Below are 18397 nucleotides of genomic sequence, written 5' to 3' on the forward strand. Positions count from 1 at the left end.
GGAACGAACGGTGCTGCTGTACCTAACTCGGCTCCCTGTGAGGGGAGATGAGAAGAGCGTCGTCGCGTCATGCCCCGAAGTTAGGGACAGGACGAGCCTCGAATATGAGCCGGAGGAATACGACCCCTATCCGTCCAGGTGAAAGCGGTCGGACATGTGCCGCAGCTTCTCCCTTGTGGCTGCTCGTTCGGCGTAGACGATGCTGCGGAGCGTTGAACGGGCGATGGGGTGATTACGTACGAGCTGCGGCGCGATCCGTTCAGCCGCCTCCAGCTCGGCCAGGGCCTTTGCCCGGTTCCCGTCCCACAGCCAGGCCCGCGCCACGTCCATGTGGTGGTGTCCCTGACGGGAGTTGGGCAGTGAACCGATCAAGCTCGGGCTGGTTCGGCGGTCTATCTCCAGCGCCTTGCCCTGCTTGCCCATTTCCAGGGCCACGCTGATCGCGTGGATCTGCACGTTTCCGGCGGAGAACGTCAGCGAATGCCGGTCGTACACCGGTGCCCCTACGTACGCGTCCATGCGTTCCGCCGCGTCCTTCGCGTGACCGATCCGGTCCTCCGCTTCCGATGGGCGGTTGGCCCGAGCGGCGGAGATGGCTGCTCGAAGCTGAAGCGTGCCCCAAGCCCGTACGGCCAGCGGATCACCGTGCTCGTACGGCTGTTGCACCGAGGCGATCGCCTTGTCCGAGAGGGTCAGAGCGTCGGCCCAGTCAGCCGTCGCCCACATGTCCCAGACGCGCATCCAGTCGGCGACGGCAGGCAGCACCGGATCTCCCGACAACCTGGCAGACCACGCGGCCCGTTCGCACGCCATGGCCACCAACTCCGGGTGTCCAAGGGCGTGCGCGGCGGTGTGCGCGAACTTGCAGCACACGGCGTAAATGGCATACGCCTCTTCCCGCTCGTGCCCGTCCGAGTCCTCCGCCAGGGCGCGCGCTTCCCGGAACAGGTCCGGGAGAACTCGGAGAATCGCGACGTTGGAGGCGGTGTCCCGCAGGCGGTGCAGCCGGGTCACCTCACGCCATAGCTGTGAGGCCGGTCGGGGGACCCCGTCGAAGACGGGAACGAGGTCGTAGCGGCGCAGCTCGCGCAGGATCGACGAGGCGGCGATCTGCCACTGGCTGTCGTCGGGGGAACTGCTGTACGGGCGTCCGATCAGGTCGTTGGGATGGACGTGCAGTTCCGCGGCCACCTGGTTGAGCAGACCGACCCGGTCCAGCTCGATCAGGCCACGCTCCATCTTCGACACCCAGCCCTGGGACTTCCCGAGGGCCGTCGCCAGGTCGGCCTGCGGCATGCCCAGTCGCAGCCTCGCCCTGCGAGCGCGCTTGCCGATCTCCTCGGCTTCTTCCAGCATCAGGACACCTCCCAGCCGCCGGACGATCCGGCGCGACCGCCGGTCTGTCCGTACAGAGTTCGTCTCCTGCACGGTACCCATGACGCGGCTTCAGCGTGAGACGAGCTGCACGGGCAGTCGGGGCCACGACCCGTGTACCGCGGTCCCGTCCTGAACGGGGAGTGCGAGACCGGAGGCACTTCTGTCCGCCATCAGCGCCCGGACTGCCATCAGGCATTGAGCCCGAAGCCGCCGGCGCCGAGAGACAGCGGATCATGGGGATGAGGAACATTCCACGTCGCGCACCGCCGGAGGCAGCCAGTGATCACCGTGACTGTCCTCCACCCTGGAACCATGGGCGCGGCGATCACCGCCGAGCTCGTCGCCGGCGGCCATGAGGCGCTGTCGGTGACCAAGGGCCGCAGTGAGAACACCTGGCTCCGCGGGAGGGAAGCCGGTGCCACGGCGTACGACTCGCTCGCGGAAGCGCTGTCCAGAAGCGCGGTCGTTCTCTCGGTCTGCCCACCACAGGCGGCGGAGGACATTGCGGCGGCGGTGGCCGCGCACGGCTTCGCGGGGGTGTACGCCGATGTCAACGCCATCAGCCCTCAACGCGTACGGCACATCGCTGACGAGATCCGCCCCGGCACCGCAGTTGTCGACGGTGCCGTTTTCGGTCAGCCGCCAGGCGAGGGGCGTGCCACACGGCTCTATCTCGCAGGGGCCGACTCTGCCGTCGAGCTGGTGGCGTCGCTGTTCACGGACTCTGCGCTGCACGTGTGCCAGGTCGGGGACACACCCGGTTTGGCTTCGTTCATCTCCCGTGACAGCGTTTATCGATGAGTTCGAGCAGCACTTAGTGATCAACGCGTGCTTGGATGCTCAGGAGATTTGACGGCGCTTCGGTGCCTGCCCACTCGCCAGCTGGCCCGAAGAGCTTTGGGTTCTCTGGGGGACCTGGACGGCACTGGGGCGATGGCCGCACCCCATCCCGGCCTCGCCCGTTCTTGTTCTTTCACTGACTATCTATTGCTCTACTGAGGTTGTAGGCGTGGTGTCGTCAGTGTGAGACCGGTCCCGGTGAGACATCCGTCGATGATGTCGCTGCGGTATTGGATCTGGCGGAGGCCGTGCCGTAGCCGGCGGATGAGGTGGTCGGGGTCGGTGAAGGCGGTGTTGGCCTGGGTGGTCCGACGGAGTACTGACCAGATGCCTTCGACGGGGTTGAGGTCGGGTGCGTAAGGCGGCAGGTGGTAGGCGGTGATCCAGTCCTGTGCGTCGATGAAGGCCCGCATGCGGCGGTCTTTGTGGACGTTCAGGTTGTCCCATATGAGGACGATGGGTCCGTCGAGCTGCTGGTGGGCGGCGATGAGGAGGTCGCGGTACTCGGTCCAGGCGAAGCTCTTGCGGCCACCGCTCTTGTGGTCGGTATGCCGTTTGGGCCGGTAGATCAGGCGGGAGCGTTCGCCGGGCTGGTAGCAGCACAGGGCCGCCACGGAGAAGCGACGCTGGGAACGACCCCGGACGCGGATGACCGGGGTGGATCCGCGTCTGCCCCACGTGCGTGAGGTCGGCGGCGTCATCGAGAATCCGGCCTCGTCTTCGAAGACGATCCAGGCCCCGAGCGCCGCCGCGGTGGTTCCAGGTGCCGCCACACCTCCTTCACCCAGCCGGCGACGGCTGCCTCGTCGCGCTCGACGGCACGACGGGCCGGAACCTGATGGCTCCAGCCACGGCGCCGCAGCATCTGGGAGATCCCCGACAGCGTCATGGACTTATGGAACCGTCGGCCGATCAACGTCCTGATCCGGGCGAGCGTCCACCGCTGGTCCGGCCAGCCGTGAGCGACCGGCCCCTTGGCCAACTCCTCCTCGAGCACCGCGAACAGTCGGTCATTCAGCTTCGGACGGGACACCGGGCCGCGGGAACGGACCGCGTCCTGGCCGGCCTCCCGCCAGGACCGCCGCCACCGCTGAACCGACCGGACGCTGACCCGTAACTCCTTCGCGATCTCCGTACCGCCACGTCCGTCGGCGAACATGGCGACCGCTTCCATCCGGACCCGCTCGCGAAATGCTTGCCTCTCCGCGGTCAGACCCCCACCCTGCGGATACCTCATACCTCCGGCATACCGCGACGATCACCAACCGTCAGCCCCTACGACAAGACGACTTCAAGGTCAGTAACGGTGTGCCAGACGTACAGCGAAGTCCGCGCTGGCTGCGTGGCACGCAAGGTTCGCCTGACACTCCTTGACAACCTCGCGAGAATGCCGTACTTGCGGGAATTTGCCCCGAATCGACTCTCGGGAATGTCGGGCACACAGACGATGCTGTCAGTTCGCAGGTTCCCAGACACGTACGATGCCGTCCCGGCCCGCCGTCAGTACGACGTGACGGCCATCCACCGGTGTAATCGCCACGGTCCGGATCTCGCCACGGTGTCCGGCCATTGGTGCTCCGACCTGCTGGCCACCGGCAAGATCCCAGATCCGCGCCGTCCCATCGTCGCTGCCGGTCACCGCGAGTGTCCGGCCGGCGACCACAGCGGCGTCCAAGGCAGAAATACGGTCCTCATGACCGGTGGGCAGATTCCCGACCAGCCCGCCGTCAACCGCGTCCCAGGTCCGTATCTCGCCGGCATCGGTCGTCGCCAACACGACTGGACGGCCACCGACCTCGGACAGCGCCACAGCGTGGACCATCCCGTCAGCAGACCACTCGTGAATCAGAACTTCAGACTCAAGATCCGATACCACAACTGTGCTGTCGCCGCCCGACACCACGACCGTCCGCCCACCGAGCCGCCCCGCCACGAGACCACACATGTCGTCCTCGTGACCGGGAAGCTCCAGAGGCTCCTGCTCCTCCGCGAACTCATCATCCGAGGGGCCCCACAGCTCCAACTCGGGATCCGACGGATCCCACACCCACACCTCGGGCGCGCCCGCACCCGCCACGACAACCGTGCGCCCATCCACCCGAGTCATGGCAACCGCGTGAGAACAAGTGTGAAACTCCGACGGGGCATTGAGCAGATCACCGCTTATCAAATCCCACAGGCCCGGACCCTGGTGCTGCCCGCCCGCAGCGAACAACACCCGCCCATCGACGACATCTGCGGCCACATGCTCGAAGTCCGGGTACACGGGAATCCCGTACGACCCGTTATCGAACTCCGCCAGAGGCCGCTTCGCCCACTCGTCCCCAAGCAAGTCCCATGTCCACACGTCGTTGCCGTCGGCGCACACCACCAGTGGCCGCCCCTTCACATCGGCCACGGCAAAGTCGTCAATAGTCCCTTCGGACGGAATCTTGCTGCTCTTGATCAACCGATTGTCAGTCATGCGGAACAGGCTAACTGGGCGGTGTGACAAGCCGAGTAGCGCCAACCGAGGCTATGCGGCCGGTGCTTGGCGGCCCTGCGGCCCACCAGGTCCAGAGCTTCCCGGCCACAACATCAGGTGGCTTCGACTCGTTCAGCTCGTGCGCGGGTGGCGGCGAGGCGGTAGGAGTCGGTTCCGGTTTCGATGATGGTGCCGTTGAAGGTGAGGCGGTCGACGATGGCCGCGCAGAGGCGCGGGTCGGTGAAGGTCTTGGTCCAGCCGCCGAAGGACTCGTTGGAAGCGATGGCGACGCTGTTCTTCTCCTCGCGTTCGGTCAGGACCTGGAAGAGGAGTTCGGCGCCGTGGCGGTCGAGTTCCATGTAGCCGAGCTCATCGATCTATGCGGATATCCGCATAGATCGACCTATGCCGAGTCCGCGACTATGCCGAGAAGGGTGTCCGTGAGAGTGATGCAGGCTGGGCTGAGGCCGTTGTGCTCGGCATAGTCGACGGAGGGGAGGACCTATCCGGCCCAGGGATTCGGCCCCTGCTTGAGGATGGCGAGCTTGCGCGCCTGGTCGGTGGGCCATAGATCGATCTGGTAGAGGAAGTGGTCACCGGGGCCGCCGTTGGTGTCGACGGCCGGTGGCTCGGAGGGAATGTAGGAGACCCGAACGCGTAGCAGCCCAGAGGGAACGGTCATGCTCGGCCCGTCCTCCGGAAGGATTCCCGGGCTGGACACGGCGAGTTGACCGGTTGAGGCATCCAGGTCCGCCTCGACGATGTGCTCGGCCGTCGGCTCCGTCATCGGTGCGGACGCGTGGACGGCGATCTGTGACTCGACCATGTCGTCCCGGGCGGTGCCGACGGAGATCGAGTGTGGTTCCACCCCGATGCGATGAACGTGGACCGCTTCCTCGGTCCAGCCGGCTGGCGGCAGGTCGGGGTCCGTCGCGTGTTCGGCTATCCAGGCGTCATAGGGTTCGAGGTCTTGGACGTAGAACTGCCCGTGATCGGCATCGATCAGGAACTTCAACGGAGTATCAGTCACCGCCGCAGGCTATCGGAGCCCGCGCCAGCGCCGATTGAGCTGGCCTTCGACTCCCAGGCCGCAGACACGCGCCGCTCATAGCTCGTGCCGGTCACGGCCTCACAGGCGGTCGAGGAACGCGAGGAGCTTGTCGGTGGGACGGTACCGGCCCGGCCGGGCGGTGACCGGTGTGGTCAGGGCCAGGGCCTTCTCCTTGATGGTCATGTCGGCGTGGACGTAGGCATCGGTGGAGCGGACGCCGGCGTGGCCGAGCCAGAGCGCGATGACCGTGGTGTCCACTCCGGCCTGCAGCAGTGACATCGCGCAACTGTGGCGCAGGACGTGCGGATGAACGCGCTTCTCCAGCAGGGAGGGGCAGGTTTCCGCGGCGGCCTGGGCGTGGGTGCTCAACCGCTGTGCGACGGCGTCGCGGCTGAGGCGGCGTCCGGTGCGGGTGCAGAACAGCGGGTCACCGCCCCGTCCGGCGCGTTCGTTGAGCCAGGAACGCAGCAGGTCCTGGACGTGGCGGTCGAGTGGGACGGTGCGTTGTTTGCGTCCCTTGCCCTCGCATCGGACGGCGGCTCCGTCGCCGAGGGTGATGTCGTTGCAGTTCAGGCTGGTGAGTTCGGTGACGCGCAGGCCGGTTTGGACGGTCAGAGCGAGCATGGCCTTGTCGCGTCGTCCTTCCCAGCGTTGCGGGTCCGGCGCTGCCAGGAGGGCGTCGACCTCTTCGCTGGTCAGGAACGTCACGGTCCTCTTGTCGTACCGCTTCGGCGGGATGTCCAGGACGCGCTGGTGAGGAGGGCGTGTTCGGGGTGCTGGAGCGCCGCATAGGAGAACAGCGAGCGGATCGCGGTCAGGCGGACGTTGCGGGTTCGTGTGCTGTTGCCGCGCTCGGTTTCCAAGTGGTTGAGGAACGCGGAGATCACATCCACGTTCAGGTCGTTCCAGTCCAACTTCTCCGGGCGGGTCCCGGTGCGCTGTTGGACGAAGCCGAGCAGGAGGCGGAGCGCGTCACGGTAGGCGGCGATGGTGCGCGGGCTGGCCTGGCGCTGACGTGCAAGTCGGTCGGTGAAGAACGCCTGCAGGGTGGGTGCGATCAGGGTCATGACCGGGCCGCCTTCCCGAGATCCTCCTGGCGGGCCGCGGCCAGGGCGAGCAATTCCGGAGCGGCGGAGAGGTACCAGTAGGTGGAGGACGGTTCACGGTGGCCCAGCTAGGTGGACAGCGACGGGATCTTGGCCTGGACGTTGACTCCGGCGCGATACCAGTGCAGCAAGGTGCGGATGGCAAAAGTGTGTCTGAGATCGTGCAGTCGTGGTGGGTGGGGCGCTTCGGTGCCGACACGCGCTGTGGTGATCAGCTGTCGGAACGTCGGGGAGACCACCGCGTAGATCAGACGCCGGCGGGTGCGGGAGACGAAGAACGCGGGGTCCGTGGGACGTGGCGTCACTTGATTGCGCAGGGTGTCGTACTCGCGCAACGCGTTCACGGCGGTGGGCTGCAGCGGGACCAGCCGGGACTTGCCGAACTTGGTTTCGCGGATCCGGAGCATGCCTTCGGTCCAGTCGATGTCGTCGTGGTCGAGGTTGATCGCCTCTCCGACGCGTAGTCCGGAGGCGGCCAGCAGTCCGATGAGCGTGCGGTAGGTCGCCGCGCGCAACGGCGGGCTGAGCAGCGTGGTGGCGGACATGACCGCGGTGATGTCGGTATCGGAGTAGAGGAACGGCTGCCGCCAGCGTTGCCGGTGGGGCAGCAGGCCCAGCGGGGGCACCTCGGTGGCCGGGTCAGTCCCGCTGAGATAGCGGGCGAAGCCGCGGACCGCAGTGATGCGCCGCAGGCTCACGGTCGTCACCACTTTACCCTCCCGCTCCTTCACCCAGGCCAGCGCGGCGGCGACCGTCACACGGGTCTGCCCGCGCTCTTCCAGGAAGGTGACGAAGTCAGGCAGCAGCCAGGCTGCCTCGGCCATCTTGTGCCCGAGGGACCGGCGAAGCCGCAGGTAATCCTCTAGCGCCTGCCGCAGTGCGGTCACGCTGCCCCCTGTCCGGGCCAGGGCTGAGCGACCTCGCGCAGTGCGGTGAAGTCGACCTTCGCGTAGAGCGCGGTCGTGGCCAGGTCCTGGTGACGGAGTACTTGGCTGATCGCCATCAGCCCGGAGCCCTGCCGCAGCATCTCCCCAGCCAGGGCGTGCCGCAGCCGGTGCGGGCCCACTCTGGGCAATCCGGCGCGCAGGCAGGCCCGTTCCACCACATCGCCCACCAGGTCCGCCCGGATCGGTCCGTGCGGAGCTCGGCAGGTAACGAAGATCCGACGCGTGCTCCCCTGGGGACGGCCCCGGAGAGGTAGGCGACCAGGGCCTCGCCGACCTCGACCGGTAGCGGGAGTCGGTCCTCCCGGCGTCCCTTGCCGCGGATGGCGATCTCGCCCAACCGCCAGTCGACATCGTCCAGTTGTAGCCGGGCCACCTCGATCGAGCGCAGGCCCAGGCGGGCCAGCAGCATCAGGATGGCGTAGTCGCGGATGCCGACGGCTCCTTCGCGCGGGCAGTGGTCCAGCAGCTGCTGAACATCGGTCGCGGCCATCGTGGGTGGCACCGTTGCCAGGCGCCAGCCACCCACCGGGGCACGGCCGTACCGAGCCTCAGCGGAGTCAGGCCGCGCAGGTGGAGAAACCGCATCAGTGACCGGAGTTCGGCCACCCGTCCCTTCGCCGAACCGGCCGAGACCCGTACACACTCCCGTAGCAGGAAGGCGTTGAGGTCCGCGCCGGTCAAGCCACCCGGGGTGAACACCCCGCCGGGCATCGCCTGCTCGGACAGGAATCGGCGGGCGGTGTTCTCATAGCGCAGCATGGTGGCCGCGGACAGGCCGCGCTCGCCCGCCATCCAACACCGGTACTGCACCAGCACATCTTCCAGCGGTGACGGCGCCACCAACGGGGGCGGGACGACCGCGGCCTGGCGCAGATACGTCAGCAGCGGCCTCATGCCGCGCGGGCCGGGCAGCCGACGACGGCCGGCCTCCCGCTGGTCGGACAAATACTGCTGTAGTCGCTCTTCACTGAGGTCAGCGGCCTGAAGTCCCCGCCGCGATAGCCACGTTCCGACCTGTCCCAGGTCCTTGAGTATGTTCCGGATCGTCAGCTTCGTATAGCCGTGCTCCGCCAGCCAGGCCCGATAGCCCTCGACCTGCGATGCCAAAACTCCAGCTTTCCTGCGCGATCCCGCCATCGCCACCCCCTCCCCGGGAGCCCCCTGCCCCCACGATCAAGGACTGCCCAGCGCGGGAACTATGCAGAGACCAACAAGCCTGCGTTCACGCGAAAGAGACCTTCGCCCCGCACAACATCGGCATAGTCGCGGACTCGGCATAGATCGATCTATGCGGATATCCGCATAGATCGACGACATCGGCCCGCTTCCCGTCGGGGAAGACGCCGCCGAGGCGTTCTACCGGATCATCGATTCCGCTTACGAGCGCCGGTCCACTGCGGTGACCAGCAACATTCACCCTTCGGGCTTCGACACGATCATGCCGAGGACCCTCGTGGGCACGAGCACCGACCGCCTCATGCACCACGCTCACCTCGTGACCACCACCGGCGACTCACACCGCCTCGCCGAGGCCCTCGCCGGGAAGGGAGGGTCCCCTTGAACTGACCCCCAACCCCGGGAACACCACTGGCCACCCACCTGGGTATCTCAGTGGCCGTTGACAGCACCTATGACGGATGGGGCTGGGAGGTTCACAGCGCGGCCACCAGTATCTGAGGACCACATAGTCAAGGCGATGGACTTCGCCCGCACCATCAAGAAGGCCGTCCCCCACCAACGGGTGATCTTCACGGTGCACGAAATGAAGCGTCTGGGACGCGGCGCCGCCGAGCTCCTGGCCATCGCCGAGGACCTGCGCCACCACGACATCCAGCTCGAACTCCTCACCGGCCCCCTCCAAGGGGTCTACGACCCCTCCGGGCACGGCGCCGCCCTCTTCGCGTTCTTCGCCGGCATGGCGGAGTCCGAACGCGAGTACATCCGGGAGAAGTCCCTGGAGGGCCGGGCGTCCGCCCGTGAACGCGGCCGTCACGGCGCGCGCCCCAAGGTCGTCGACGACGACATGGCCGACTACGCCCGCAGCCTGCGGGCCAACGGCGTCCCCGTCCCCGAGACCGCCCGCAAGCTCGTCATCACCTCGGGCAAGAACAAGGGCCAGCGCCCCTCGGTCGCCACCGTCTACCGCATCGCCGAGGATGAGCCGGAGAGCTGAGCAGCCACCCAGAGCTTCAAGATCAACTTATTGCCCCTTTGACCCGTATCTCGGCGATACCCCCTCATCGGGCTCCTCGCAGAAGCGGGCGAACCGCGTGCGCTGTTCCTCGCTCAGAAAGTTGGTGGGCACGGGCCGCTCCCTCGATCATCGGCAGTCGCGCCGCGCGATGATCGCAGCCAGAACCAGCAGGTCACCGAGTACCGGTGATAACCCCACCTGCCCCTGAGAGAGCTGGTAATGGACGTATCCGGGCTCCGAGGAACCCGCCGAATCCAAGGGGGTGCGCTGCTTGTTGAGCAGCTCATGGGACGGGGACCGGGGAGGTGGGTGGGTGCCAGGTGAGGATCCAGCCGGCGGTGAGCGCCGCCGCGCCGCCTGCCAGGGCGATTGCGCCGCCCGTTCCGATGCCTGCGGCCACCGAGCCGAAGCAGACGGGCCCGACGCCTTGCAGCGTCATGCTGCCGGAGCCGAGCAGGCCGAAGGCCTGGCCCTGGCCATCCTGCGGCAGGGCGTCCAGGAACGGCCGTTGCAGGCCGAGACCGTAGGCGAATCCGAAGCCGCAGAGCAGCAGCAGACAGGACGAGACGCCCACTCCGGGCTCGGCAGCGAAGCCGACCAGCGGCAGTCCCATCAGCGCGATCAACGGGACTACCAGTCGCTCCCGGGTGGGTGGCCGCAGGAATCGGCCCACCAGCAGGTCACCGACGAGCATGCCGACCGGCAGACAGCCCATCAGCACCGCGTACCAGCCGGGCGCGAAGTGGTGTCCTCCCGCGTAGGCGACGATCAGGCCTTCCGCGCCCGCTACGAACGCGGGCGGTAGCCACTGGGCCAGCATCAGTCGTCGCACCTTGGGTTCGCGCAGCAGCAGGCCGGCACCGTGCAGGCTGGCCCGGACGGCCCCGCCATCGCCCCGAGCGCTGCCGGGTGGGCCGCCGAACTCTCCCGGCTGCAGCCGGGGCAGCCGGATGCGGATAGCGAGCGCACAGCCGAGGTAAAGGACGGCGCTGACCGCGAGCGCCCGGCGCGGGCCGAGTGCCGCGACGACCGCACCTCCCAGCGCCAGACCGAACAACTGCGCGCCGGAGGCAGCGATGTTGTTCAGCGAACGGCCCAGTACATAGGCGTCGCCCTCCAGCGACTGCGCGACCAGCCGACTCGACGCGCCGTGAAACACCGGTGTGGCGAGGGCGACCAGCGCCACGACACCAAGGCTTGCCGCGATCGGCATCCGCACCAGGGCGATCAGCAGGGCGGCGGCGCACGTCAAGGCGTAGCCGCTGGTGATGAGCGCGCGGGGCGGCAGTCGGTCGGCCAGTGAGCCCAGCAGCAACGAGCCGAACATCTGCGGGATGAAGCCGATACCGAAGGCCAGTGCGCTCAGCAGCGCGGAGCCGGTGGCCGAGAAGACCAGCACGGAGAACGTGGTGATCCGCAGCGCGTCCGCAGTGATCGCGACGGTGCGGGTCGAGAAGAGCAGGCGGAATCGCGGCTCGGCCAGCACCTCCCGGTAGGTGGCACGGCGGTCGGCCTGCGCGGGTTCGACGGTTGGGGTCATGACGCGCAGCCTCGCCGTGCGCCGATGCCGCTCACCAATGATTCGTCGCTGGACGAATCGAAACCGACGTGCCGCGGTAGCATCGCGGAGTGCTGCGCTTCGAAGTCTCTATCGAGGACCTGCTGCGCAGCCGCTTCGCGCTGTCGCCCGCGCTGGACCTCTGCCTGCTGCTGCGCTCGCTCGCCGGCCACGATAGGCCGCTGCCTCGAGCCTGGGCCACCCGGCTCATGCCGGTCTTTGAACGCCTTCGCCGCGAGAGCGAACTGAACGCCGCCCTCGCCTTGCAGACCCCGCAACGCGGACCGAACTTCGTCGCCCCGCCCCCGCGCGGCCTCAGCCAGACCTGGGCAGATGATCTGGCGATGATCCGGGCCACACCGCTGGAAGCGGCCCGCCACGAATTCGCCGCCACCGCGACCGGCCCGTTGGCCCGAGACCCCCGCGTACGCGAAGTGCTGGACTCGACCGACGCCGTCTCCAGGATCGCCGAGGCGATGGACCGGGCGTGGCACGAGCTGCTCGCCCCGGACTGGCCGCAACTGCGCACGATTTGTGAGCGCGATGTCGTGCACCGGGTGGGGGTGATCGGCGAACACGGATGGGCCACGACCATCGAGAGCCTGCACCCGAGCATCGCCTGGCGCGCCGGCGGTATAGAGATCGGCCACTTCCGGGACGGAACGGTCCGCCTCGCCGGCGACGGGCTCCTGGTGATCCCTTCGGTCTTCGTCGCGAATATCGGCGCGCACCTGGAAGATCCCTGGCCCAGGACCTTGGTCTATCGCGCCCGCGGCACCGCTGCCCTGTGGGGCGAACAGGAGACCACCCCCCAACCGGACGCGCTGACCGCTCTGGTCGGCCGGGCCCGAGCCCGGCTGATGGTGGCACTGGACGCCCCGGCCAGCACCAGCCACCTCGCCCGAAGCCTCGCCATGACACCCGGCGCGGTAGGAGACCACCTCGCCATCCTGCGAAGCGCGGGACTGCTCGTCCGCGCCCGGTCCGGACGGTCGGTGCTCTACCGCCGCACCGCGCTCGGCGAGGCACTGGTCGCCGGTTCGGGCTGAGGGTTCAGGTCGGCACTGCTTTTTGAGGCGCCGCCAGCAGACCAGGTCAACCCCGCGACCGAGGATCGAAGCCTGCTCGCCTGTCGTCAAACGAACGAATGACGACAGGCGCGACGGAGGTCCAAATGGACCCGGGGATACGGGGTCTGACGACGGCTCAGATCCAATCTGATCCGATTGACGGCTGAAGACAGGGTTTGATGACAGTCCGGGTCCGATGCGCCGACAGAAGCGGGGGAAGAGCGTCGCCAATCTGGCCTACAAGCGGGTGTCGATCGACCAGCAGTCAACCGACCGGCAGGACCTCGTCCTCGATGAGGCCGGGATCGACGATCCGGTCGTCTTCGAGGAGGAGCCCGGCACCTCCAGCCGCCTCAACTCGCTTCAGCGGCCGAAGTTCGGCGAGCTGCTCACATACGCCCGGCCGGACGACACCGTGCACATCTCCGAGATGTTCCGCCTCGTGCGAGGCACCGGGCACATCCTCGACGTGCTCGACGTCCTGCACCGCGACCGCCTCGCCCTGCGCATCCACGACGGCGCGTTATCCGCGATGGACCTCACCGCCCGCCACCCGCGCACCGGCGAGCTGCTGTCCACCGTGAAGTTCATGGTGCAGACCCTCGCCGCCGCCGGCGAACTCCAGCGGGAGCTGACCTACGACGGGCTGCGGGCCGCCGAGGCCAAGGGCAACAAGGGCGGCCGACGCCCGGTCGTCACGGCGGCGAAGGCCGCCGCGGTGCGCGCCGGGTACCTGGCCGGCCAGTCGATCGCCGGTCTGGCCCGCGACCACCGCGTCAGCCGGGGCGCCATCCGCACCGCCGTCGCCGACCTCATGCCCGAGCACACCGGCGTCGACCAGGATGCCCCGGCTCCGGAGCTGCCGGTCACCCTCGACATGCCGGGCAAGGTCGCCGGCTTCCTCCGCGCGGCCGAATGGAGCCCGCCGAGCGGACCGCGCTCGACCGGGGCGTCACCGTACGGCGCGGCCAGGGCTACACACTACGCGTCACCGCGGCGCCCTCGGCCCACCGCCAACTCCTGCGCCGCTGCCAGCCGCTCGACGCCCTCTCGGCAATCCCGGCCCAGCGCAAGGCCCGCCGCGAGTACGCGAACCGCGTCAACGCCCTCGGGACCGAGACCCCATAGCAAGCCGTCAGGGCTTCAAAACCAAGGGGTTTCCGACCTGGAAGACGCCGAAGGCCTCCGCCGTTCCGCTGATCACCGGCGCCTTCGGATCGAAGGGCTTCGGCCGATCACAGCCTGTCAAAACTCTGACAGCAACACCGGTTTCCTGGTCCGTTCCTACTCGGACCCCAAACCCTCGTGCAGCAGGGCAAGGTCCGGACGCCAGACCACATCAGGGACACAGTTGAAGCGCCGGACACGCCCCTGACCGAGGCCGAACCGGCGGGGAGTCGGAGGAAGGACCAACCACGGCGTCCGGATCCGCGGACGCCTCCTGGCACGGGCGCTGCTACGAAGCCTCCGCCAGCAGGGGGGGCCGCCGCGATGACCGCATCCAACTTGGCGCGGGACGAATGGAGTTCGTCGATCGCGCGGGTCATCCGGTCCCTTGCCTCATGCAGGTCGTCCAGCATCTCCGCGCAGGTGGGGACGAGATGGTCACCGTCCTCCCGCATGCAGGGAGCACCCCGGCGATCAGGGGCGTTCCCAGACCTGCCGCCAGCAGCGCACGGATCTGCCGCACCGCGGCGACATCCCCCTCTCGGTACTCGCGGTAGCCGCTGGAGCGCCGCTGCGGATACAGCAACCCCTGCTCCTCGTAGTACCGCAGCAGCCGTCCGCTGACTCCCGTACGCCGGGAGAGCTCGCCGATCCGCACCCGCACCTCCACTGTCTGCCGGCCCGCCTCCCGCTGCTCTGGGCGTACCCATCCGGCAGACACAACGGGGATCCTCTCCATGGCCCGCCCCATCGGTATCCGCAATTCGGCCCGGCCCTCAGCAGGTACGCGGGGCCGCTGAAGGCGGCCCCGTCGGACTTCTCGCCGAGGCCGACGCGTGCGTACGCACGCGCCCTGGCTCTCACCCGTGCCGGCCCGCCAACTCAACCAGCTCCAGCGGAGGTCGCAGCAGACGACACCGTGCGGTGCGGTGCCGTCCGGCGACCGGAACCGTCTCTTGATCGACCTTGCCCGGATGGCGATGACACGGTACGCAGCAGAAGCGCGCGGTCAGTGTTCTGGCCTCGTCGTCTTCTGCCGTGCGCGCTCCTCGGACTCGCGCATCTCCAGGATCCGCAAGACATGGGCGCTCGTTCGCGTGCGTGCGCTGCCGCTGGTGAACAGTGCCGCACCCGCGATGCCCGGTGGCACGGCAAGGAATCCGAGCCCGAGCAGTTCCGGCCAGTCACGCGCGGCGCTGCACCGCTTTGCCGCGCCCTGGCTGTACGAGGTGCTCTCGCTGTCGTAGAACACCGGTGCCTCGCACGCGATTTCATCGCTGTAGTACTCCACGCTGAACGGGATCAGCAGCAGGTAGCCCAGCCAGAGGAACAGCGCCGCTGACACCGCCATCAGGCCGGCACCCCAGCTCTGTTGCCGTCCGGCCCAGCGGTCGAATTCCTGGCGGGCCGGCCACTGCATGATCAATCCCCCGCTGGTTGTCCAGACACTCGGATGAGGCTCACCTACTGGTTCCGTTCCAGGTGAAGGCGATCGGTACGTAGCGGTTTCTGCCTCTCAGCGCATTCTCAGCGCAGTTGCTCGGCCAGTCCGACGATGATGCCCTCCGGGCCGCGGAGGTAGCAGAGCAGATAGCTGTCCTCGAACCGGGCGATCTCGCCGACGAGTTCGGCGCCGTGAGGGCGCAGGCGGGCAACGGTGTCCTCGATGTCGTCGACGGCGAACATGACACGGTGCGTGCCCAGGACGTTGTGCGGCTGGTCGCGCGGCCCGGTGCTGATCACCGCGGGGCTGCGGTACTTCGCCAGTTCGAGCCGGCTGTGGCCGTCCGGGGTCCGGACCATCGCGATGTCGCAGTGGACGCCGTCGAGTCCGGTGCACCGGTCGGCGAAGAGGCCCTTGACCTCCGCCCTGCCCTCCAGCTCCATACCGAGTTCCACGAAGAACGCGATGGCGGCATCCATGTCCTCGACGACGATGCCGACGTTGTCCATCCGCTGAATCGCCATGCCCGTTTCTCCTTCGTTCTCGTGCGGCCGGTGGCCGTACTCGGCATCCTCGGACCGCCGGACTCCGCGGCGTGCGCGCCCGAGCATTGTGCCTCTCCAACTGTTCACCGTGCGCTCTCCCACGTGGATCGGCTGCGCCCGTTCGGAGCACTGCCCCCGCGAGCCGTCAGTTCGGTTGGATCCGCCGAATGGAAGGCAAATCGGCCATGGCGGGAACAGCCGGTCCGGTCGGCGCGGTTGCATCGACCGAGGGGGCGGCGCCGCACGGGTGGGGAGCACGGATACCACGAGGTCGTCCGCCCCACCGGGATCGCGGTACGCACGCCGCGTACTCGGACCAAGACGTAGTTCCGCAGGAGGACTGTTCTTCATGACCGACCGGCCTTTGACGCTCATGGCAGTACACGCCCACCCCGACGACGAGGCCACCGGAACCGGAGGGGTTCTCGCGCGGTACGCGGCGGAAGGCATCCGCACCGTTCTCGTGACGTGTACCGACGGCGGTTGCGGTGACGGACCGGGGGGTGTCAAACCGGGCGATCCCGGCCACGATCCGGCGGCCGTCGCCTCGATGCGCCGTCAAGAACTCAAGGCGAGCTGTGACGTCCTGAAGATCAGCGACCTGGAGACGCTGGACTACGCCGACTCCGGGATGGCGGGCTGGCCGAGCAACGACGCCCCCGGATCCTTTTGGCAGACCCCCGTGGAGGAAGGAGCGGCCCGGCTCGCGGAACTCATGCGGCACTACCGACCCGATGTGGTCGTCACCTACGACGAGAACGGCTTCTACGGCCACCCCGACCACATCCAGGCCCACCGCATCACGATGGCGGCGCTGGAGATGACCGCGCTGACACCGAAGGTGTACTGGACGACGATGCCCCGCTCGATGATGCGGCGGTTCGGGGAGACCATGCGCGAGTTTCAGGAGGACATGCCGGAGCCGGAGCCGGATCCCGCCGAGGCCGCCGCGATGGCCGAGATCGGCCTCCCCGACGACGAGATCACCACGTGGGTGGACACCACCGCGTTCAGTGGTCAGAAGTTCGACGCGCTGGCCGCGCACGCCAGTCAGGGCGAGAACATCTTCTTCCTCAAGATGGGCAAGGAGAGGTTCGGCGAGTTGATGGGCATGGAGACCTTCGTACGTGTCAAGGACGCCACCGGCGCGGCCGTACCCGAGAACGATCTCTTCGCCGGACTGCGCTGATCCGGTGGGGTGACGGCCCGCTGAGACGTCTTCCCCACCCCGTACCGGCCTCGTGGAGCTGGGCATCGGCCGGCGCGAGTGGATGACGTCGATCGGGATCGACCGCCGGGGCCGCCGGGGCCGCGGACGCCGGGGCGGGCCGCCCGGCGCCATGCGGTGCGGTGCAGTACGCGTTCGTACGTGTCCGCGCTGACCTACCTCTGGGGAATCACGTGATCGTTCACCCGTGCGCACGCCGAGGGCAACGCCCGCCCCATCCCCTTCAGATGCAGGACGTCGAGCTCATGGCCGTACGCCGACCGGGCGGCCGCGCCGTACAACCGCGGCTCGCACGGCGGTGAGGAGCGCACGCCCTCCGTCGCCACCAGCGTGTTGAGCAACCGCGTAGTGATGCGGTCGAGTGCCGGCCTGACCTCCTTGTCGAGGTCCGGCCGCTGAGTGGGCCGCTCGTCGGGGTGCGCGTCCCAGCGCGCGTACAGCCCGCGCTGCACCAGCTTGTTCGCCTCGATCTGGTCCCCGAAGACGGCGACCACCGTGTCAGGGGCCAGCCCGAGCCCGACGGCCCGAGCGGCGGCGTCGTCGAGGATCTTCTGTTCCCGCGCGGGGTCGTCGATCGGCCGGCCGGTGCCGTACTTGGCGGCGGCCACCTTGTCGGCGATCAGCAGTCGCTCGGCGAACAGGTTGGTCAGCGGGGCGAGCGCGTGAGTGGCGGAATGCGCGGGCGCCACGGGCTGCGGCCGGGCGACGGCGGGGCCGGCAGCGGCACCGGAGAGCAGCAGAGCGGCGGATACGGCGGATACGGCGGATACAGCGACCGACACGGATCGCGTACGTCGGGTTCGCACAGGGGCGTCCTTGCATGGAGAGTTGGGATCAACGCGTACAGGTGTACATGCTCGACATGGGCCGACTCGTGACTGAGTTGGCTGTGAAGTGGGATGTTGCCTCGGCCGTGGCGGTGGCACCGGCTCTGCCCCGATCGCTGCCCGGATCGCTGGTCGGTGCCGCCGCCGGGTTGCCGCTGCGGCGCGTACTGCCCGCGATGGTGGTCACCTTCGGAGTCTTGCTGGTACTGAAGGCGGCGTGGTCGTTCCTTCGGTCCAGTGGTGCAGTCGGCTTCGACGGCGCGGTGTTCCGCCGGCGATGACCACAGGCTCCGCATGGCGAGGCGCGCGTGTGATGAGGGTTCCGAGCCCCCTGACACAGCTCTGCGATCCCTTCACGCTCCAGCTCCCGATACGCCTTGAGCGTCGTGTTCGGGTTCATCGCGGCGGCGCCGGGTGCCCCGCGCGCACAGCGGGACCAAGCCGACGAGTACGGACTCGGTGACGACCGTCCGCCGGGGCGCGGCGCGTGTCGCGCCCCGAATCGCGGCGGCCTCGTGACGCGGCCGTCTCCACGGCCACACCGCCGGGCTCCGGTTCTCCTGCGTGCGGGCGCCGTTC

At 68.3% G+C, this 18397-nt stretch carries 21 protein-coding genes and 3 pseudogenes; 7 read left to right on the plus strand and 17 right to left on the minus strand.

Features of this window, described 5'->3' with window-relative positions; genetic code table 11:
* Positions 1-126 precede the first annotated feature (126 nt).
* A complete protein-coding gene (locus tag OG700_RS17805) occupies positions 127-1356 on the minus strand; it encodes a helix-turn-helix domain-containing protein (RefSeq protein ID WP_405614670.1) in 1230 nt (409 codons plus the stop codon).
* Positions 1357-1665: 309 nt separating this feature from the next.
* On the opposite strand from OG700_RS17805, the gene OG700_RS17810 reads away from it, so the two are divergent.
* Positions 1666-2178 carry an NAD(P)-binding domain-containing protein gene (locus OG700_RS17810; protein WP_405621779.1) on the plus strand — a complete coding sequence of 171 codons (513 nt, stop codon included), beginning with the start codon at positions 1666-1668 and terminating at the stop codon, positions 2176-2178.
* Positions 2179-2369: 191 nt separating this feature from the next.
* Here the strand turns inward: OG700_RS17810 and OG700_RS17815 are convergent, their stop codons facing one another.
* The 11 genes and pseudogenes from OG700_RS17815 to OG700_RS17865 all read right to left on the minus strand — a co-directional run bounded on the left by OG700_RS17815 (position 2370) and on the right by OG700_RS17865 (position 8922).
* Positions 2370-2918, minus strand: a complete 549-nt coding sequence (locus OG700_RS17815) for a transposase (RefSeq protein WP_405621781.1) — start codon at positions 2916-2918, stop codon at positions 2370-2372.
* Positions 2915-3454, minus strand: a complete 540-nt coding sequence (locus tag OG700_RS17820; RefSeq protein ID WP_405614650.1) for a winged helix-turn-helix domain-containing protein — start codon at positions 3452-3454, stop codon at positions 2915-2917. Before OG700_RS17820 ends, OG700_RS17815 begins: the two co-directional genes overlap by 4 nt.
* A gap of 216 nt (positions 3455-3670) precedes the next feature.
* Positions 3671-4681, minus strand: a complete 1011-nt coding sequence (locus OG700_RS17825; RefSeq protein ID WP_405614672.1) for a WD40 repeat domain-containing protein — start codon at positions 4679-4681, stop codon at positions 3671-3673.
* Positions 4682-4794: 113 nt separating this feature from the next.
* Positions 4795-5058, minus strand: a pseudogene (locus OG700_RS17830) (ATP-binding protein); the annotation flags it as partial.
* A gap of 125 nt (positions 5059-5183) precedes the next feature.
* A complete protein-coding gene (locus OG700_RS17835; protein WP_405614674.1) occupies positions 5184-5711 on the minus strand; it encodes a hypothetical protein in 528 nt (175 codons plus the stop codon).
* 99 nt (positions 5712-5810) lie between these two features.
* A complete protein-coding gene (locus tag OG700_RS17840; protein WP_405614676.1) occupies positions 5811-6440 on the minus strand; it encodes a tyrosine-type recombinase/integrase in 630 nt (209 codons plus the stop codon).
* Complete coding sequence (locus tag OG700_RS17845) at positions 6437-6799, minus strand: site-specific integrase (RefSeq protein WP_405614678.1); 363 nt, start codon at positions 6797-6799, stop codon at positions 6437-6439. Before OG700_RS17845 ends, OG700_RS17840 begins: the two co-directional genes overlap by 4 nt.
* Positions 6800-6906: 107 nt before the next feature.
* Positions 6907-7725, minus strand: a complete 819-nt coding sequence (locus tag OG700_RS17850; protein WP_405614680.1) for a tyrosine-type recombinase/integrase — start codon at positions 7723-7725, stop codon at positions 6907-6909.
* The gene (locus OG700_RS17855) at positions 7722-7952 is read right to left on the minus strand and encodes a tyrosine-type recombinase/integrase (RefSeq protein ID WP_405614682.1); all 231 of its coding nucleotides are present in this window, start codon (positions 7950-7952) and stop codon (positions 7722-7724) included. Before OG700_RS17855 ends, OG700_RS17850 begins: the two co-directional genes overlap by 4 nt.
* Positions 7841-8275 carry a tyrosine-type recombinase/integrase gene (locus OG700_RS17860; RefSeq protein WP_405621783.1) on the minus strand — a complete coding sequence of 145 codons (435 nt, stop codon included), beginning with the start codon at positions 8273-8275 and terminating at the stop codon, positions 7841-7843. The genes OG700_RS17855 and OG700_RS17860 overlap by 112 nt, the downstream gene beginning before the upstream one ends.
* Entirely contained in the window at positions 8194-8922 is a 729-nt protein-coding gene (locus tag OG700_RS17865) for a hypothetical protein (protein WP_405622272.1), read from the minus strand. The genes OG700_RS17860 and OG700_RS17865 overlap by 82 nt, the downstream gene beginning before the upstream one ends.
* A 169-nt stretch (positions 8923-9091) precedes the next feature.
* Between OG700_RS17865 and OG700_RS17870 the strand changes: the two are divergent.
* Both OG700_RS17870 and OG700_RS17875 read left to right on the plus strand, forming a co-directional pair.
* Positions 9092-9346, plus strand: a pseudogene (locus OG700_RS17870) (ATP-binding protein); the annotation flags it as partial.
* 135 nt (positions 9347-9481) lie between these two features.
* Positions 9482-9958, plus strand: coding sequence for a recombinase family protein (locus tag OG700_RS17875; RefSeq protein ID WP_405614684.1), 477 nt, complete (start codon positions 9482-9484; stop codon positions 9956-9958).
* A gap of 304 nt (positions 9959-10262) precedes the next feature.
* On the opposite strand, the gene OG700_RS17880 is transcribed toward OG700_RS17875, so the two are convergent.
* Positions 10263-11519, minus strand: coding sequence for an MFS transporter (locus tag OG700_RS17880; protein ID WP_405614686.1), 1257 nt, complete (start codon positions 11517-11519; stop codon positions 10263-10265).
* Between the two features lie 89 nt (positions 11520-11608).
* Here OG700_RS17880 and OG700_RS17885 point away from each other — a divergent pair, with 89 nt between their 5' ends.
* Both OG700_RS17885 and OG700_RS17890 read left to right on the plus strand, forming a co-directional pair.
* A complete protein-coding gene (locus OG700_RS17885; RefSeq protein WP_405614688.1) occupies positions 11609-12586 on the plus strand; it encodes an ArsR/SmtB family transcription factor in 978 nt (325 codons plus the stop codon).
* Between the two features lie 217 nt (positions 12587-12803).
* Entirely contained in the window at positions 12804-13982 is a 1179-nt protein-coding gene (locus tag OG700_RS17890) for a recombinase family protein (protein ID WP_405614690.1), read from the plus strand.
* Between the two features lie 91 nt (positions 13983-14073).
* Here OG700_RS17890 and OG700_RS17895 read toward each other — a convergent pair.
* From OG700_RS17895 to OG700_RS17905, 3 genes and pseudogenes are all read right to left on the minus strand, one after another.
* Positions 14074-14432 (minus strand): annotated as a pseudogene (locus OG700_RS17895) (MerR family transcriptional regulator); the annotation flags it as partial.
* Positions 14433-14783: 351 nt separating this feature from the next.
* Positions 14784-15194, minus strand: a complete 411-nt coding sequence (locus OG700_RS17900) for a hypothetical protein (protein ID WP_405614692.1) — start codon at positions 15192-15194, stop codon at positions 14784-14786.
* A 107-nt stretch (positions 15195-15301) separates the two neighbouring features.
* Positions 15302-15742, minus strand: coding sequence for a VOC family protein (locus tag OG700_RS17905; RefSeq protein WP_405614694.1), 441 nt, complete (start codon positions 15740-15742; stop codon positions 15302-15304).
* 370 nt (positions 15743-16112) lie between these two features.
* Between OG700_RS17905 and OG700_RS17910 the strand changes: the two genes are divergently transcribed.
* Positions 16113-16952: a PIG-L family deacetylase gene (locus OG700_RS17910; protein ID WP_405614696.1), complete on the plus strand. Its 840-nt coding sequence runs from the start codon at positions 16113-16115 to the stop codon at positions 16950-16952.
* Positions 16953-17146: 194 nt separating this feature from the next.
* Here the strand turns inward: OG700_RS17910 and OG700_RS17915 are convergent, their stop codons facing one another.
* Positions 17147-17773 carry a chorismate mutase gene (locus OG700_RS17915; RefSeq protein WP_405614698.1) on the minus strand — a complete coding sequence of 209 codons (627 nt, stop codon included), beginning with the start codon at positions 17771-17773 and terminating at the stop codon, positions 17147-17149.
* 38 nt (positions 17774-17811) lie between these two features.
* On the opposite strand from OG700_RS17915, the gene OG700_RS17920 reads away from it, so the two are divergent.
* Entirely contained in the window at positions 17812-18099 is a 288-nt protein-coding gene (locus OG700_RS17920; RefSeq protein ID WP_405614700.1) for a hypothetical protein, read from the plus strand.
* The last annotated feature ends 298 nt before the right edge of the window (positions 18100-18397 follow it).

It is taken from the genome of Streptomyces sp. NBC_01508 (genome assembly GCF_045040315.1).
Classification (GTDB): domain Bacteria; phylum Actinomycetota; class Actinomycetes; order Streptomycetales; family Streptomycetaceae; genus Streptomyces.

Excerpts from the sequence above, each read along its gene's own strand:
- OG700_RS17805 (WP_405614670.1), bottom strand. The coding sequence starts at position 1,356 with ATGCTGGAAGAAGCCGAGGAGATCGGCAAGCGCGCTCGCAGGGCGAGG.
- OG700_RS17815 (WP_405621781.1), bottom strand. The coding sequence starts at position 2,918 with ATGACGCCGCCGACCTCACGCACGTGGGGCAGACGCGGATCCACCCCG.
- OG700_RS17820 (WP_405614650.1), bottom strand. The coding sequence starts at position 3,454 with ATGAGGTATCCGCAGGGTGGGGGTCTGACCGCGGAGAGGCAAGCATTT.
- OG700_RS17825 (WP_405614672.1), bottom strand. The coding sequence starts at position 4,681 with ATGACTGACAATCGGTTGATCAAGAGCAGCAAGATTCCGTCCGAAGGG.
- OG700_RS17845 (WP_405614678.1), bottom strand. The coding sequence starts at position 6,799 with ATGACCCTGATCGCACCCACCCTGCAGGCGTTCTTCACCGACCGACTT.
- OG700_RS17860 (WP_405621783.1), bottom strand. The coding sequence starts at position 8,275 with ATGGCCGCGACCGATGTTCAGCAGCTGCTGGACCACTGCCCGCGCGAA.
- OG700_RS17865 (WP_405622272.1), bottom strand. The coding sequence starts at position 8,922 with ATGGCGGGATCGCGCAGGAAAGCTGGAGTTTTGGCATCGCAGGTCGAG.
- OG700_RS17875 (WP_405614684.1), top strand. The coding sequence starts at position 9,482 with ATGGACTTCGCCCGCACCATCAAGAAGGCCGTCCCCCACCAACGGGTG.
- OG700_RS17880 (WP_405614686.1), bottom strand. The coding sequence starts at position 11,519 with ATGACCCCAACCGTCGAACCCGCGCAGGCCGACCGCCGTGCCACCTAC.
- OG700_RS17890 (WP_405614690.1), top strand. The coding sequence starts at position 12,804 with ATGCGCCGACAGAAGCGGGGGAAGAGCGTCGCCAATCTGGCCTACAAG.
- OG700_RS17900 (WP_405614692.1), bottom strand. The coding sequence starts at position 15,194 with ATGCAGTGGCCGGCCCGCCAGGAATTCGACCGCTGGGCCGGACGGCAA.
- OG700_RS17905 (WP_405614694.1), bottom strand. The coding sequence starts at position 15,742 with ATGGCGATTCAGCGGATGGACAACGTCGGCATCGTCGTCGAGGACATG.
- OG700_RS17910 (WP_405614696.1), top strand. The coding sequence starts at position 16,113 with ATGACCGACCGGCCTTTGACGCTCATGGCAGTACACGCCCACCCCGAC.
- OG700_RS17920 (WP_405614700.1), top strand. The coding sequence starts at position 17,812 with ATGGAGAGTTGGGATCAACGCGTACAGGTGTACATGCTCGACATGGGC.